The sequence below is a fragment of the Maribacter polysaccharolyticus genome (assembly GCF_028882255.1).
In the GTDB taxonomy this organism is placed as follows: Bacteria; Bacteroidota; Bacteroidia; order Flavobacteriales; family Flavobacteriaceae; genus Maribacter_A; species Maribacter_A polysaccharolyticus.
In genome coordinates this window covers 544381-560308 of the sequence record NZ_JARBUY010000003.1, presented here as the reverse complement: position 1 = coordinate 560308, position 15928 = coordinate 544381, and the positions used below count along the sequence as shown (strand labels likewise).

The 15928-nt window shown below is 44.8% G+C and carries 12 protein-coding genes; 8 read left to right on the top strand and 4 right to left on the bottom strand.

The window, feature by feature from the left end; translation table 11 throughout:
• Positions 1-148: 148 nt before the first annotated feature.
• On the bottom strand, positions 149-928 hold the full coding sequence (locus PHU20_RS11925; protein WP_274825598.1) for a hypothetical protein: 780 nt from the start codon (positions 926-928) through the stop codon (positions 149-151).
• 96 nt (positions 929-1024) lie between these two features.
• On the bottom strand, positions 1025-1990 hold the full coding sequence (locus PHU20_RS11920; protein WP_274825597.1) for a hypothetical protein: 966 nt from the start codon (positions 1988-1990) through the stop codon (positions 1025-1027).
• 289 nt (positions 1991-2279) lie between these two features.
• Between PHU20_RS11920 and PHU20_RS11915 the strand changes: the two genes are divergently transcribed.
• The 6 genes from PHU20_RS11915 (at position 2280) to PHU20_RS11890 (ending at position 10097) form a co-directional block, all read left to right on the top strand.
• The gene (locus PHU20_RS11915; protein ID WP_274825596.1) at positions 2280-2645 is read left to right on the top strand and encodes a carboxymuconolactone decarboxylase family protein; all 366 of its coding nucleotides are present in this window, start codon (positions 2280-2282) and stop codon (positions 2643-2645) included.
• Positions 2629-4602 carry an ATP-dependent zinc metalloprotease FtsH gene (gene ftsH / locus PHU20_RS11910; RefSeq protein ID WP_274825595.1) on the top strand — a complete coding sequence of 658 codons (1974 nt, stop codon included), beginning with the start codon at positions 2629-2631 and terminating at the stop codon, positions 4600-4602. The genes PHU20_RS11915 and ftsH overlap by 17 nt, the downstream gene beginning before the upstream one ends.
• Positions 4603-4614: 12 nt before the next feature.
• Positions 4615-5025: a hypothetical protein gene (locus tag PHU20_RS11905; RefSeq protein WP_274825594.1), complete on the top strand. Its 411-nt coding sequence runs from the start codon at positions 4615-4617 to the stop codon at positions 5023-5025.
• Positions 5026-5027: 2 nt separating this feature from the next.
• Positions 5028-6710, top strand: coding sequence for an ABC1 kinase family protein (locus PHU20_RS11900; RefSeq protein ID WP_274825593.1), 1683 nt, complete (start codon positions 5028-5030; stop codon positions 6708-6710).
• Between the two features lie 80 nt (positions 6711-6790).
• Positions 6791-9301, top strand: coding sequence for a cation-translocating P-type ATPase (locus PHU20_RS11895; protein WP_274825592.1), 2511 nt, complete (start codon positions 6791-6793; stop codon positions 9299-9301).
• A gap of 31 nt (positions 9302-9332) precedes the next feature.
• On the top strand, positions 9333-10097 hold the full coding sequence (locus PHU20_RS11890) for an exodeoxyribonuclease III (protein WP_274825591.1): 765 nt from the start codon (positions 9333-9335) through the stop codon (positions 10095-10097).
• A gap of 23 nt (positions 10098-10120) precedes the next feature.
• On the opposite strand, the gene PHU20_RS11885 is transcribed toward PHU20_RS11890, so the two are convergent.
• Entirely contained in the window at positions 10121-10519 is a 399-nt protein-coding gene (locus PHU20_RS11885; RefSeq protein ID WP_274825590.1) for a hypothetical protein, read from the bottom strand.
• Positions 10520-10682: 163 nt separating this feature from the next.
• On the opposite strand from PHU20_RS11885, the gene ligD reads away from it, so the two are divergent.
• A complete protein-coding gene (gene ligD / locus PHU20_RS11880; protein WP_274825589.1) occupies positions 10683-11708 on the top strand; it encodes a non-homologous end-joining DNA ligase in 1026 nt (341 codons plus the stop codon).
• A 49-nt stretch (positions 11709-11757) separates the two neighbouring features.
• On the opposite strand, the gene PHU20_RS11875 is transcribed toward ligD, so the two are convergent.
• On the bottom strand, positions 11758-12228 hold the full coding sequence (locus PHU20_RS11875; protein ID WP_274825588.1) for a hypothetical protein: 471 nt from the start codon (positions 12226-12228) through the stop codon (positions 11758-11760).
• A 271-nt stretch (positions 12229-12499) separates the two neighbouring features.
• Between PHU20_RS11875 and PHU20_RS11870 the strand changes: the two genes are divergently transcribed.
• Complete coding sequence (locus PHU20_RS11870) at positions 12500-15742, top strand: PAS domain S-box protein (RefSeq protein WP_274825587.1); 3243 nt, start codon at positions 12500-12502, stop codon at positions 15740-15742.
• The last annotated feature ends 186 nt before the right edge of the window (positions 15743-15928 follow it).

The following is a 15928-nucleotide window of genomic DNA, read 5'->3' as shown; positions in this document are numbered from 1 at the left end:
GTCCTTGGCTCCCAGGAGTCAAAAATCATCCTTGAAAGATAGCACTGGGACGATCATGCGGGATTTCGCCAATGGAAAGAAGGGTTTTCACCCTGCCCCAAGTAGTCATAAAGCCTTAGAGATCTACCACCGATAAATAGAAGGGATACTACAGTACATGGGAATCATTCAACCAGCGCTGCAAAAGGGTTTTATTATGTGTAATATCGACCAAATGGAATTTGGTATAACTTTTAAACACACGGGAATCCTTAAAGTTTTCGATACAAACCGCTATGGGGGCCAGATAGTTCGAATGGATCAAGAACAGTTCACCGTCCCTTTTCAAAAGGTAACCTACATGTCCCGTATCAAAACCTATAAAATACAACCCTTCCTGGGTTAGTTCATCGATTTCCTTAAAAGCCGCATCATGATCTTCTTGGGCAACACTGTAAATTTTTGACCCACAACTAATGGCCATGGCTTCATCAATAGGCGATTTTTGGGCCAATTTGTAGCGATTGAGCCGTAACCCCATGTCGCGCAATGTGGTCGAAATAAAATAACCGCAGGCTATCTTCCCTTCGTTCGGAGTAGCGGTATGCCCGCCAAAACTCCATGGGGTACCGTACCAATGGGGTATCAATCCATCGACCAAATTCATGGTGAATTCGTTCTTGATCCCTTCCATCGAAATCCGCCCCTCCCTATACTGCTCCCCCAAACATTCCCTAAGCTCCCCAATGCTCATTTTGGCATTGTCATAGGTATAGGAAAGGGTATCGGGATCGGACAGCATATGTCCTGACCCCGGCTCATTATAAGCTTGGGGCCTTATCATCGTCATCCCGATGGTGTTCCTATAGGAAGCTACAACGGAGTGCGCATTATTTTGGGGTGGATCGTCGGGGAACCAAAAAAGCATTAAAAGGGAAAAAAACAACATTATATTCTTTTAAATCAGCGTATTAAGAATGTAACGTTTGGAATTGGATTGAATTTCATTCAAAATGTTAAACTTTCATAGATTTATCATAAAAAATCAAATGCTGAGGTTCACGGCCCACCAAACTTCATAGTCACGGGGCAAAAGGGGCCTGTAACTTTGGAACCCCTGATCGGCAATCCGAATACCTATAATATCGTTATTTTCATCGTGCACATATTCCAAAAAAATAAAGGAATGTCCGTAGGGATCTAACTCCTTGTTCTCCACACCTTTGACCACTTCCAAATAGTCATTCTTGTACCTCCACACCTGTAACAGGGCCCCGGGCCTGAGCTTTCCTCCCCATATCCCCGTCGAATCTATCAAGGTTCCCATTCCGGCATAGGCAATCGCCCCGGCATTACCCTTACCCCTATATTTTTCGGGTAAGTTACGCCACCCCTTATGCACCCCAGAGGCAGAAACATAAAGATTATCGAAAACCTCCCGGGCCGTATATTCGTTGGTAGCCATATGATTCGGCAGGTCCCGGTACACCGAATGACCGTAAATTTCCCAATAGGCTTTCATAAACCGTCCTTTGCTGACCGCCAAACAATCGCCCCCAGGTTCTTTTTTTACGGCATTGTTGTAATTTTCAACGATTTTCAGCGCTACCGGACCCACCACTTCCGAGCCGTTCGTCAATTCGGTTTCATCGGTCAAGACTTCAGGATCCACAACCACATTGCCTTCCTCACCGGGGGTGATCTGTATCAACGAATCGGCCTCTTTGTCGTAAATAGTGATATCGGTAAGTGGCTCGACAAGGATTTTAACATGGTCGTCAAGGCTAACATCGGATAGATCCGTAGTACCCTCCGTTATTTCCTCCTTTACCACACCGGAAGGCATTTCAGGACTTGCCATCGGGTAAATGGTAGTGACCGTTTTCAATGATCCACAACCCGTCACAAGAACCGTTAAGCATAAAATCAAAAAAAGGTATTCAACCAATTTGCTAATGCCCCCCAACAAATTCCAATGCCTAATGCCCTTCATTATAGATCCGTATCGCATATATCCAGTAAACTATTTTCATTTTCCTAGGATCACATCGATATAACCGACCCTGTGGAAACAAAAATAGATCAACTTTGGCACAATGGGTAATTTTCGGTAAAATCACGCCAAACGGACGGTTTTAGCCGTCCAAGTCACCGTTCTTGCCGCAAAACCCCATATTTCCCGATAATCCTGGCAATGGGATGATTTAGGTCATTCGATTTTACCGCTAAGTAACATAGCTTTGATAGCATTGGATCATAGAAGGTTCAACCCAATGAATTTCATCTAAAGTACTAATACCATGTTACAGGATTATCCAAAAAAGTTTAATGACCTAAGTCATCAAATGACCGAATTGGGGATTGAAATCCCCGACACCATGAAAGGGTTTTCAGAACTCCACCATGCCAGCCTTTCAAAAGGAGCGCTCACTTCAAAAACCAAAGAATTGATCGCTTTAGGCATAGCCATAACCATTCGCTGTGAAGGTTGTATTGCCTGTCATGTACACGATGCCTTACAAGCTGGGGCAAAACATGAAGAAATCATGGAGACGATCGGCGTATCGGTACTAATGGGTGGCGGACCATCAGTTGTCTATGGATGTGAAGCCATGGAAGCCTTAAAACAATTCGGAATATCGAAACAAAATGAAGCAGCCCGATAATAAAGACGCAAATAAGGAAAAGAAAATAAATCAAAAGCCACCCTTTTGGAGTGCCGGCTTAAATTGGTTCTACCTATTCTTGTTTGCATTTTTATTGGTGTTCACCTTTTTTTCAAACCCATCCGGCAGTACAAAGGAAAAAAGTTGGGGCTTTGTCAGGGATTCCCTTATTGCCCAGGATAAGATCGAAAAAATCATCGTAGTCAATAAGGAATTTGCCGAAATATACGTGAAAAAAGACCTAACGGGGAGTACGGCAAACAGGAATATCGGGGAAAAATGGTTACAAACGGCCGACATACCCCAATACCGCATTACCATAGGATCCGTAGATAGTTTCGAAGCCAAGTTGCAAAGGGCACAAGAGTCCGTCTCCCCGACTATGGCCATAGACGTGCAGTACCAGAACCGTGGCAGTTGGGTCAATATTTTTTCCTGGTTGCTACCCCTAGGGATCATTCTTTTATTCTGGATGTACATCCTGGGTAAACTAGGCGGTGGGGGCAAAGGCTCGAACCCCCTTTTCAATTTCGGGAAATCCACGGCCGTATTGACGGAAAAGGGATCCAAGACCACGGTGAATTTTAAGGATATTGCCGGACTTAAAGAAGCTAAGGCCGAGGTAATGGAAGTGGTCGACTTTTTAAAGAACCCCGAAAGGTATACGAAATTGGGGGCCAAAATTCCCAAGGGGGTCATGCTTGTAGGTCCGCCTGGGACAGGAAAGACCCTTATGGCCAAGGCCGTTGCCGGCGAGGCCCAAGTTCCCTTTTTCTCCATGTCAGGTTCCGAATTCGTGGAAATGTTCGTGGGTGTGGGGGCATCACGGGTTCGCGATCTTTTTAAACGTGCCAAGGAAAAGTCGCCCAGTATCATATTCATCGATGAAATCGATGCCGTCGGCCGCTCTCGGGGCAAGGTCAATGCTTTCCAGGCCAATGATGAAAGGGAAAGTACCTTAAACCAATTGTTGACCGAATTGGATGGTTTTGGCCCGAATACCGGGGTAATCGTATTGGCGGCCACCAACCGTCCCGATGTTTTGGACAAGGCCCTTTTGCGCCCAGGGCGATTTGATCGCCATATATACCTTGAACTGCCGACCAAGGAGGAACGCATAGAGATATTCAATGTCCATTTGCGGCCGATCAAACTTTCTAAAAATGTGGACGTATCGGTTTTGGCCAAATTGAGCCCCGGGTTTTCCGGCGCCGATATTGCCAATATCTGTAATGAAGCTGCCCTAATCGCCGCACGGAATAAAAAAAAGGCGGTTGAGCAGGAGGATTTCATGGAAGCCCGCGATCGGGTTATCGGCGGACTGGAACGCAAAAGCAAGATCATTTCGGCCAAGGAAAAAGAAATCGTTGCCCACCATGAGGCCGGCCATGCCATTGTTAGCTGGTTCCTAAAAAATGTCGATTCCCTCGTAAAGGTTTCGATCATCCCCAGGGGAAAATCATTGGGCTCGGCCTGGTATTTGCCCGAAGAACGGCAGATCGTCACCAAATCCCAATTCCTTGACCAAATCTGTGCCGCCTTGGGAGGGCGTGCCGCAGAGGAAATCATTTTCAACGAAACATCATCCGGAGCCTTGGACGACCTTGAAAAAGTCACCAAACAGGCCTACAGTATGGTTTCTTTTTACGGTTTGGATGAGGAAATAGGCCCCATCAGTTTTTATGACTCCTCGGGCCAGAACGAACGCTTTTTGGGCAAACCCTATAGCGAACATATGGCACAGCTGATCGATAAGGAAGTAAGGGACCTGGTATATACGGCCTATGAAAGGACAAAAAACCTATTGATCGAACATTTAGACGAATTGAAAAAACTGGCCCAATTGCTCCTTACACAGGAAGTTGTTGAAAAAGAAGCATTGGAAGAACTTTTGGGCAAAAGGGGGTTGCCCGAAACCGGGACCCTACCCAAAGCTTCCAATAGTGTGAATACTTAAAACATGATAAATATGATAATAGTAATTCCAATGGAAAATAGCATTAAAGTACCCTACAATGAACATATGCACTTCGAGCATGAAAATTGGAAATCGGAACTGGCCTTTTGGAAAAATGATATACGCTCTTTCACTAACAGACTCAGTACAATGGTGACCCGATGGCCCAAGGAGGAAGTGGTTAAGGATCTCGAATATTTCCAAAGCGAATTCGTGATCTTCGGTGCCAAAATCGATGATTTCGAGGAGGCTATTGAAGACCATGAGGCAAATATGGCCGACCATGGCCAATTAGAAAACCGGGCTTTGCACATCGCCTTGACCAAGCAACATGCCGCCTACAGAATGAAAATGGAAAAACAAAGACAGAAATACACCGACTTGAAAAAAGATTTCTTTCGGTTCTTATCCAAGAACTCGTAAAAATGCCCGAAACCAAACCATCAAAAAGCCGTAAACTGAAGCGATACAAAAAGCTCTTTAACGTATTGGCCAAATATGGCTTTGACCACATCATGGCCCAAAGTAGCATGAAAAAGTTGATTCCTTGGAGTCCTTTATCAAAACATCCAGAACATGACAAAACCCAATCCCTATCCACATACGAGCGGATCCGGATGGTTTTGGAAGAATTGGGCCCTACCTATATTAAACTCGGCCAGATTTTCAGTAACCGGGACGATATGTTGCCCCCGGGCCTGATCCTGGAACTGGAAAGATTACAGGACCGTGTTCCCAAACTCAAGGATTTTGATGTAGCCAAGGCCATAGCACAAGAGCTAAACATCAATTCCCAGGAGCACTTCCTATTCATTGACCCGGAACCCATTGCCGCCGCCTCATTGGCACAAGTGCACAAGGCCCGATTGTCCAATGGGGATTGGGTCGCCCTAAAAATACAACGCCCGAACATCCTGGAAACCATCGACTCGGATATCGAAGTAATGAAACAGGTGGCCAAAAGTCTTGAAAAACACAGTAGCCAGGCCAAAGCCTTCCAACCCATGCAAATTGTGGCGGCCTTTGAAAAGAGCATCCATGAAGAACTCCATTTTTTATCCGAAATCGATAATATGGAACGCTTTGCCAAGAACTTCCAGGACAATGGGACCCTGTATGTTCCCACGGTCTATCGCGAATACTCAACGGACAGCCTAATATGCATGGAGTATATCGATGGCATCAAAATTTCAGAAGTGGAAAAGCTGACCGCACTGGGTATAGACTGCAAGGCTGTAGCCCAAATCGGTGTCAGCCTGTATTTGGAACAAGTCTTGGATTTTGGTTTCTTTCATGCCGACCCCCATCCCGGCAACATATTCATACTACCGGAAAAGGACCGCATATGCTTTCTCGATTATGGGATGATGGGCAACTTATTGCCCCATGAAAAAGAACAATTGGGAGATCTTCTGCTCGCTTTCACGAAAAAAGACGTTAAGAAATTGATTCCCATCTTGGAAAAAATAGCCATAAAAGCCGAGATTTCAGACGACAACGAATTGCAGCAAGATTTACACACCTTGGTCCAAGGGATAAGCGACACCTCGATCCGCAATATTGAATTGAGCACTATCCTCACACAATTCAAGGATATCCTATACCATAACAACATTATCCTCCCACATAACCTCTACTTATTGATCCGTGCCTTGATCATTATGGAGGGGGTCGGACTCAAACTCGACCCGGAATTCAATATAACGGAAAACCTAAAGCCCTATGTGATCACATTAACACGTAAAAGATTCGGTTTAAGGCGTTTGTTCAAAAAAAACATTTCCAGACTTCAGGACTATGATACCCTTATCGGCAATTTTCCGGAGGACCTCAGCATCATCTTGAAGAAGATCAAGGAAGGGAAACTCGTGGTCATACATGAACACAAAGGACTTAAGGAGTTTCAGGCCACATCGAACAAGGCGATCAACCGCTTGGTCTTCGCGGTTATTATCGCGGCACTGTCCATAGGCAGTTCCATTTTGGTCTTGGCCGAGATGCCCCCATTGATCAAAGGGGTTCCTTTATTGGGGGCCATCGGTTTCTTGCTATCGGCCATTCTAGGTTTTTTTGTCGTCATCTCCATATTCAGAAATAAACAGTTCTAAGAATATCCCATATATTTTTATGCGCTTTTAAAACCAAATCGTAATTTGTATCAACCCATGTGTACCAAGCCCAATATACTATGTCTATAGACCAATTCGATATCAAGGGACTGAATTCCGAAGAAGTGTTGCTGGCGCGGATGCGCTACGGGAAAAACACCCTGGAGGGCAAGAAAAAGGCGGGTGTTTTAAAGGCCCTGCAAAGTTTGGTCCAAGAACCCATGGTCATCCTATTGTTGGTGGCATCGGCCATCTATTTCATTTCGGGTGACATCGGGGATGGTATTTTCCTTGCCGCCGCCATTGTCCTGGTATCGGCCATTTCGTTATATCAAGATGGGCGTAGCCGAAATGCCCTCGAGAAACTGAAATCGTTCGTACAGCCCAAATGCAAGGTCATCCGTAACGGGAAGGTGATCGAGGTCCCCAGTGGGGACGTGGTGGTCGGGGACAGCCTAATGGTCGAGGAAGGAACCACCATCTCGGCAGACGGTACAATAGTACACTCCAATGATTTTTCGGTAAACGAATCACTGCTCACCGGTGAATCCCTTTCGGTCTTTAAAGATTCGGGCACCGACAACAACTCCGTTTTCAAGGGTACCACGGTTGCAAGTGGACTTGCCATTGCGACGGTAACCGCTGTAGGCAATGAAACCGAAATCGGCAAAATAGGAAAAAGCCTTGAAAGTATTTCCGAGGAAAAGACCCCCCTTGAAAGGCAAATAAACAATTTCGTCAAAAAAATGGTCTTCGTTGGGGCCATCGTTTTTATCATCGTTTGGGGCATGAATTTTTACAATTCAAGAAATGTCCTCGACAGCCTGCTCAAGGCCCTCACCCTGGCCATGTCTATCCTACCCGAAGAGATCCCTGTCGCCTTTACCACTTTTATGGCCTTAGGATCGTATCGCTTAATGAAGATGGGGGTCATCGTAAAGCAAATGAAAACCGTCGAGACCTTGGGGAGTGCCACAGTTATCTGTTCCGATAAAACGGGGACCATCACAGAGAACAAAATGGTTTTGGCCAAACTATGGACCTTATCCTCAAAGGGCATTACCGATGTGAACGGCCACTTGGATCCGGCAGAAATGGATCTTATTATCGCTGCGATGTGGGCCAGCGAGCCCATACCTTTCAATGGGATGGAAATTGCCCTTCACGAAGCTTACAGGAAAAATACCGCAAAAGATATCCGTCACAAATATCGCATGGTCCACGAGTACCCCCTGGAGGGCAGACCCCCAATGATGACGCATATCTTCGAAAACAATGGCCAAGGCCGGATCATTGCGGCCAAAGGTGCTGCAGAGGCATTGATTGCCGTCTCCAAGCTTACCGAAACCGAAATACGGGAGATAAACACCGCCATTCATGTTCTAGCCAAGGACGGGTATCGTATTTTGGGCGTTGGGACTACAGAATTCGATGGGGATTCCTATCCTGAAAAACAACAGGATTTCACATTCGAATTCAAAGGGATCGTTGCTTTTTACGATCCCCCCAAAAAAAACATAAGATCCGTGCTAGAGGGGTTTGCCTCGGCGGGAATCAAGGTCAAGATCTTAACGGGTGACAATGCCCTTACCACGGCGGCCATTGCCAAGCAAATAGGTTTTAGGGGATACGACAAAAGCATTTCGGGTACCGATTTGATGCGCCTGAGCGACAGCGAACTGAAAGCCCATGTTGCCACATATCGGATATTTACACGGGTGTATCCCGATGCGAAGTTAAAGATCATAAATGCCCTAAAGTCCAACGGGGAAATCGTGGCGATGACCGGGGACGGTGTAAACGACGCCCCTGCCCTTAAAGCCTCCCATATTGGGGTGGCCATGGGTAAAAAGGGTACGGAAACGGCGAAAGAGGCCGCATCGGTGATCTTACTCGAAGACGACCTTTCGCGAATGATAGATGCGATTGCCATGGGGAGGCGTATTTATAACAACCTAAAAAAAGCCATTCAATACATTATCTCCATACATATTCCCATCATCCTCACCGTATTTTTTCCTTTGGTCCTGGGATGGGCCTACCCCAACATATTCACCCCCGTGCATATTATCTTTTTGGAATTGATCATGGGGCCAACCTGCAGTATCATTTATGAGAATGAGCCTATGGAGAAAAACACCATGATCCAGGAGCCCCGTCCTTTTACGGCTACTTTTTTTAATTGGATGGAATTGGCCACGAGTGTCATCCAGGGGTTGATGATCACCGTGGGTACCTTGACCACCTATCAATATGCCGTTCATTCGGGGTTCGACGAAGCTACCACGAGAACCATGGTGTTCGTTACCTTAATCGTTGCGAATATTGTCTTGACCCTTGTAAACCGTTCTTTCCACTTTTCCATTTTTTCAACCCTAAAAAACAAGAACCGCCTAGTGCCCCTGATAATTGCGATCACCATCGCCCTAACCGCCCTACTCCTATTCGTACCGCCCCTGACCGTTTTCTTTGGTTTTTCCCATTTGGAGGCCAACCAAATACTTATGAGTACGGGCATCGGATTTTTGTGTGTCATCTGGTATGAGTTGGTTAAACTGTATCAGCGGAGTGTTGGCACCCGTCCCATATAAACCGTATATTTGAACTGCTAAATACAGGACTATGAACATCATCTCTTGGAACGTGAACGGGGTACGGGCCGTCATCAAAAAGGATTTTTTCGAAGCTGTTGAAACGATGGATCCGGACATCCTCTGTATACAGGAGACCAAGGCCCAGGACGAGGAGGTCAAAAAAGCCCTATCCCCAATGCAAGCCTACCGAACCAGCTTTAATTCGGCCCAAAAAAAAGGGTATTCCGGTACCGCCGTTTTAAGTAAGCCCGAACCGATCGAAGTGATGTTGGATATGGGGATCGAGGAACACGATACCGAAGGGAGGATCCAATGTATGGAATATGGAAACTTTTACCTTGTGAATGTATATGTCCCCAATTCTGGCCAAAAATTGGACCGCTTGGATTATCGCAAAAAATGGGATGCCGATTTTCTGGCGTACCTTAAAAACCTGGAAAAGCATAAACCGGTCATCGCATGTGGCGATTTCAACGTGGCGCATAAAGCCATCGATCTTAAGAACGACAAATCCAATTACAATAAAACGGCAGGCTACACCCAAACAGAAATCGATGGTATGGATAATTTTACCAATGCCGGTTTAGTGGATGCCTTTAGGCACCTATATCCCGAAGAGGTGGCCTATACCTATTGGAGTTACCGTTTTAAGGCAAGGGAGCGGAACACCGGGTGGCGAATCGACTATTTTTTGGTCAGTGAATCCCTTATCGATAAAATCAAGGATGTAAAAATCTATTCCGATATCCTTGGGTCTGACCACTGCCCCATCGGACTCGAAATCGATGTTTAGGACAAGGGGGCACTAAATCGACATCAGCGTTTTTTCGCATACCCGAACACCATTTTCTTGAATTCCCTGAAATCGTTTTTAAAAAGCGCCATACTTTCGGACAACCTTGCATGCTCTTCCCTATAAGAGCCATCGGATATCCCCTTTTCCTTTTTCATAAGTCGGGACAATATTCTTTCATGTGCCCTGATATCCTCGGATAGGTAATCGAAAAGGTTTTCATGTACCTTATCAAGGTATTTCAACATCTTGGCATATTCGGACTTATATATTTCACGTTTATCGAGTATGTTGGAAAAAAACTTCATTTCGTCTTTCCAAAAAGCTATGGTATCTTTCCATTCGCGACTTTCTTGATGCAGTACGGCAAGACTTGCACCCAATAATAATTCCGTTTTGGGATTTGACGTGATCGTATTCATGGTATTTGATTTTAGTACCGAACCCGGTACGCACTTTCATCTACAAAAATGCGATCTTACCGTTGTTCCTAAAATGATTTAGGTCAGCCATGTACACTGTCCAAATTAAAAATTTCAGATGACCTGTATCATTTGGGCACCGGTAACATAACCGTATATTACCATGCTATTCTTCAAATTGCACATGCCCGACAAAACGAGGACTCAAGACTCATTGCAATTGATCAATACCCCTTTAATTGACCGCTATTGGGCAAAAAACAAGGAAAACAAAGAGTCCCGAAGAGTCAAAATGATGCAATTCATACAAAAAAGTCAAAATGAAAAGGTGCTTTTCCCCGTTTCGGGAATCACCAAGGGGAACCTAATCGATTATTATAGGGCTATTTCGGAATTTATGTGGCCTTACCTCAAAGACCGCCCTTTGACCCTTCACCGCCACCACAACGGAATTGCAGAACAAGGTATTTTTCAAAAGAACACCTCGGAATATTTTCCCGATTGGATACAAACCATGAAGATCAGGAAGAAAAACCGATGGGTAAACCATGTCATCTGTAACGATATCGAAACCTTGGCCTTTCTGGCCTATCAAAATACCATAACCTTTCATGTGACCTTGAGTAAGACCGATAAGTTGGAGTATCCCGATCGGTTGATTTTTGACTTGGATCCCCCAGGTTATGATTTTGCGCAAGTACAAACAGGGGTTCGGTTACTCCGGGAATTTTTGACAGTTACATTGGGGCTCCCTGCCTACGTAATGCTCACCGGTTCCAAAGGGGTTCATTTGGTGATCCCCCTCATGCGGATGGATCATTTTATAGAGGTGGGGGAATTTGCCAAAAAAGTGGCCGAGCATATCGTTGAAAAATATCCAGAAACCTTTACCGTTGCCCATAGAAAAAATCAACGCAAAGGGCTGATATTCATAGATTACCTTCGCAATTCCCATGACCAAACGGTCGTGTGCCCTTATTCGATACGGGGCTTGGAAAACGCCCCTGTGGCCATGCCCATTACTTGGAAAGAATTGGATACAACCCACAGTTCCCAAGCCTATACCATCAAAAACACTTTGGAAAGGATGACCAACGGAGTAGACCCTTGGAAAGATTTCGCAAAAAATTCGGTGATCCTGAGTGACGCCAAAAAGAAGATGGAATTACTGATCCATAAAAAGGGTTAGGAGGCTGCTCATCGGCTTGTCCGTACCAATGTCCGGTTGCTTTCAACCCTTAATGGTTTCCATTTACCGCATCCGCAATGGTTTTCCCAATGATCAAATAGTGCCCTTGCCTTAACTTCCCAATGGCTTCCGCGGTTTTTCGGTCATTGAACCCCAGTCCTCCCAATATACCATGGACCCCTTTGGTAAACGACCCCAATTTTTTATCGTTGATCATTTGCAAGAAAAGCCCCCTATAGGGCCCAGCGACAAATATCGTCCCGATATCCTCATTAAAGAAAAACCCGAATTCCAAGTCCGGCCCCAATATACGTTCCCAATATTCTTTCAATGCAGGTCTCAAGAAGTTTAATTCCCCTTCCCCAAAAAAATGCTGTCCAATTTTAAACAACAAGGTCAATTGCATGTCCGAGGAACTTTTCCGCTTAAGTTCCACCCATTTCTCGAGATGTGACAATTTTGCGATCGGCACCAGAAAAATGCCGGGATCATCTTTTTTGACTATTTTGTGTATCATCATCGGAACTGTACTTAAATTCTTGACTATAGGATATATTCCCTTTTTTTAGGAGATGAATTTAATCCAAGGATGTGGTAACCAAAATGATTTAAATCAATCTGATGCCGATGGGTGGCAATCCCATCCATACCCTTGAACAAAATAGGTGTATATGCGTTTGGGTATGCTTATTTTTACCTGCTAACGGTACAACAATATGATTAATGTCATATAAAAAAACACGTTATTATATTACATTTAAAATTAGTCGACCAAGCACTTACAAAACATTATGGAAAAAAACCTCAATGACCTTGGCCTTTATGAACAGATTTTCGATACCTCGCTGGAAGGCATACTTGTTGTTGACCAAAATGGAATCATTATTAAGGCAAATACGGCTTGTGAAAGCATGTTCGGCTATCCCCCGAAGGGGTTATTGGGCAAGGAATTGGACTGCCTGCTCCCCAAAGAATTAAAAAAAGCCCACAAATCACATTTCACGGATTTTTCGAAAAACCCCAAGGAACGTTCCATGAATCACGAACTGGATCTATTGGGCATAAAAAATGACGGAACGGAATTTCCGTTACGCATCAGCCTTGTCCCGTCGACCCTTGATAAACAAAAGGTGACCATTGCCTTTATCAGGGATACCATAGACTTTAAAATAACGGAATATAAATTAAAAGCGAAGGAAGCAAAGCACCAAGCCTTATTGAACGCCTTACCCGATATTACAGTCATACAGGACCGGGACGGAAACATCGAAGCGTATTTTGCACCGGAACACTCCGTGGTAAAGACCCCTGAATCCGAAATGATCGGAAAGAACATTAGGGACGTCGTACCAGAGGCCATGGCCGAAAAGATCTTGGCGACCCATAACCAAGTCATAACATCAAAAAAATTACAGATCAGGGAGTATTCGATGGATCTAGATGGGCAGACGGTCGATTTTGAATCGCGGACCGTTTTGACCGACCACGGTAAGCTTTTGACCATCGTACGCGATATTACCGATAAAAAAAGGACCGAACGGGAATTAAAGGAGAGCGAGGCCAAGAACAGGGCAATTTTGAAAGCCCTACCCGATATCATCTTCGTATATGACAAATGCGGTACGATTTTACAGGTAAATGCTTCCGATTTCTCCCCTTTTCTGGGACCAATAGAAAATCTGGTCGGACAAAATTTCAAAGAGATACTACCCCCTAAAACCAGTGTACAGATCCTTAGGGCCATCGAGGAAGTCAGGAAAACCGAAAATACCGTTTTAGAGGTCATCAGCGTGCCTATAAACGACACCCTTAAAGACCTTGAAATACGGTTTGTACCCCTTGAAAACGGGACATTTCTTTGTATTGTCCGCGACATTACCGAAACCAAGTCCATACAGGATGTACTGAACATCAGGAACAGCGCTTTGGAAGCGGCCCAAAATAGTATCATTATCGTAAATACGCAGTTACCCGACCTACCGGTCATCTATTGTAACGATGCATTTTGTTCCCTTACGGGCTATGACCGTTCCGAGATTATAGGCAATAATTGCAGGTTTCTACAAAACGATGACCGGGACCAAGAGGGCTTAGAGACCTTACGACAGGCCATCGCCGCGGAAGAATCCTGCCAAACCATACTTCGCAATTACAAAAAAGACGGCACCCTTTTTTACAATGAACTTTCGATTACCCCAGTTCGTGATACCACCGGAAAATTGACCCATTATATCGGTATTCAGAACGATGAGACCGAACGCATCAAAGAAATACAGATCAAGGACCAATTACGGCGAATTCTCGAATGTATCGCCAAGCAAGATCCCATAGAAGAAATAGGTACGACCATTGTTGAAGTCGTAGAGGATCATTTAGACTGCTGTATGGCTTCCATATACAAGTTAGACCCGAAAAAGCAAACCCTGCACAAATTGGCCGCCCCCAATATGCCCGAAGGATTTTGCGATATCATTGAAGGTGCACCCTTAGGGCCCGACATAGGCTCCTGCGGAAAAGCCGCTTATCTAAAACAAGAGATCATCGTTACCGATATTACCACAAATCCCCTTTGGAAAGATTACCATGAAGCGGCCATAAAATACGGATTGAATTCATGTTGGTCCTTTCCCATTTTTTCTTCGGAACAAAAGATACTGGGCATATTCGGAATATATTGCAAAAAACGGGTTAAACCCAATGATGCCCAAAGGGACATCATTGCCGATCTCATCCAATTGATCAGCATCGCCATAGAAGACCACCTAACACGGCTTCAACTCGAAAAATCACATTGGTTGTTAGAGGACTACGCCCGTGAACTGGAAGAAACCGTAAATGAACGCACCAATGAACTAAAGGTAACGGTACAAAAAATGGTAGAGGCCAACCTGAACCTCGAGAACCAGATCAGGGAAACGAAAAGGGCCGAAATTAGGGCCTTGGAGAATCAGGCCATGTTTACGTCCATAGCCAAGAACTATCCGAACGGGGTCATTATCGTCTTTAATGCCACCTATGACATTGTCTATATCGATGGTCGGGAATTGCAACGTATGGCCATGGACAAGCATGATTTTGAAGGAAAAAATCTCGAGGATATCCCTGTCTTTTCCGAAGAACGCGTACAGCGTCTTAAAAAGGATATCGATAGGACCCTGAAAGGCGAAACCCTTTCCTTTGAAATCGAGTTCGCCAACAAGTATTTTGCGGTAAATACTTCTCCCTTAATGGTCGAAAGCAATGAGGTCAAATGGTCACTTTTCGTATACAATGACATTACCCAACTAAAACTGGCAGAGACCGAAATACGAAAAGCCTTGATACGCGAACAGGAACTCAATGAATTGAAATCGCGTTTCATCTCCATGGCCTCCCATGAATTCAGGACTCCTTTGAGTGCCATACATTCCTCGGCCATTCTTATCGAAAAACAAAATACCCCCGGAAAAGAAGCCAAGCGCGAAAAATACGTAAACCAAATCAGACGGAATGTAAAGGCCTTGGTGGTGATCTTAAACGATTTCCTTTCCTTGGGCAAATTGGAAGAAGGTCAGGTACGGCCCAATCCCGAACCCATGGATCTGGTAAGTTTCACCAAAAAAAGTGTCATGGAATTCGATCCCAACCGAAAAAAGGGGCAGCATATAAAGGTGAAAACAAATGCAAAAAGCATCGTGGCCCACCTAGACCCCAAACTCATGCACCATGTACTGACCAATCTTTTGAGCAATGCCGTTAAATACTCCCATGAGGGCCAAGCCATTACCGTCTCGGTCGAAAAAGAACAGGATACCGTAACGATCAAAGTGACCGATCAGGGTATCGGCATTCCCGAAGGGGAACAGGACCAACTCTTCGAGAGGTTCTTTAGGGCCAAGAACAGTGTAAACATACAAGGTACCGGACTGGGACTTAATATCGTAAAACAATATACCGAACTTATGGGTGGCAGCATTGGCATGGAAAGTGTTGAGGGCGAGGGATCCTCATTTTGGGTGACCTTTTCAACAACATTCGGGACAAAGGCCGACTAGGTTCGCAAAAATTCCGGAAGACCGGAACGACCAACGTAACTATAAATGTAAACTGAAAAACAAGATGATCCATTAGATGAAAAACAAACCGTGAACGCCCCTAAATTCATGGTGTACATATAATAAGACCTTTATAACAGGAGGTCTGTAGCTAAATTACCTATCGCTATAATGTTACACATAAAG

Coding starts and splice junctions, on each gene's coding strand:
- PHU20_RS11925 (WP_274825598.1), bottom strand. CDS start 928: ATGTTGTTTTTTTCCCTTTTAATGCTTTTTTGGTTCCCCGACGATCCA.
- PHU20_RS11920 (WP_274825597.1), bottom strand. CDS start 1,990: ATGCGATACGGATCTATAATGAAGGGCATTAGGCATTGGAATTTGTTG.
- PHU20_RS11915 (WP_274825596.1), top strand. CDS start 2,280: ATGTTACAGGATTATCCAAAAAAGTTTAATGACCTAAGTCATCAAATG.
- ftsH (WP_274825595.1), top strand. CDS start 2,629: ATGAAGCAGCCCGATAATAAAGACGCAAATAAGGAAAAGAAAATAAAT.
- PHU20_RS11905 (WP_274825594.1), top strand. CDS start 4,615: ATGATAATAGTAATTCCAATGGAAAATAGCATTAAAGTACCCTACAAT.
- PHU20_RS11900 (WP_274825593.1), top strand. CDS start 5,028: ATGCCCGAAACCAAACCATCAAAAAGCCGTAAACTGAAGCGATACAAA.
- PHU20_RS11895 (WP_274825592.1), top strand. CDS start 6,791: ATGTCTATAGACCAATTCGATATCAAGGGACTGAATTCCGAAGAAGTG.
- PHU20_RS11890 (WP_274825591.1), top strand. CDS start 9,333: ATGAACATCATCTCTTGGAACGTGAACGGGGTACGGGCCGTCATCAAA.
- PHU20_RS11885 (WP_274825590.1), bottom strand. CDS start 10,519: ATGAATACGATCACGTCAAATCCCAAAACGGAATTATTATTGGGTGCA.
- ligD (WP_274825589.1), top strand. CDS start 10,683: ATGCTATTCTTCAAATTGCACATGCCCGACAAAACGAGGACTCAAGAC.
- PHU20_RS11875 (WP_274825588.1), bottom strand. CDS start 12,228: ATGATGATACACAAAATAGTCAAAAAAGATGATCCCGGCATTTTTCTG.
- PHU20_RS11870 (WP_274825587.1), top strand. CDS start 12,500: ATGGAAAAAAACCTCAATGACCTTGGCCTTTATGAACAGATTTTCGAT.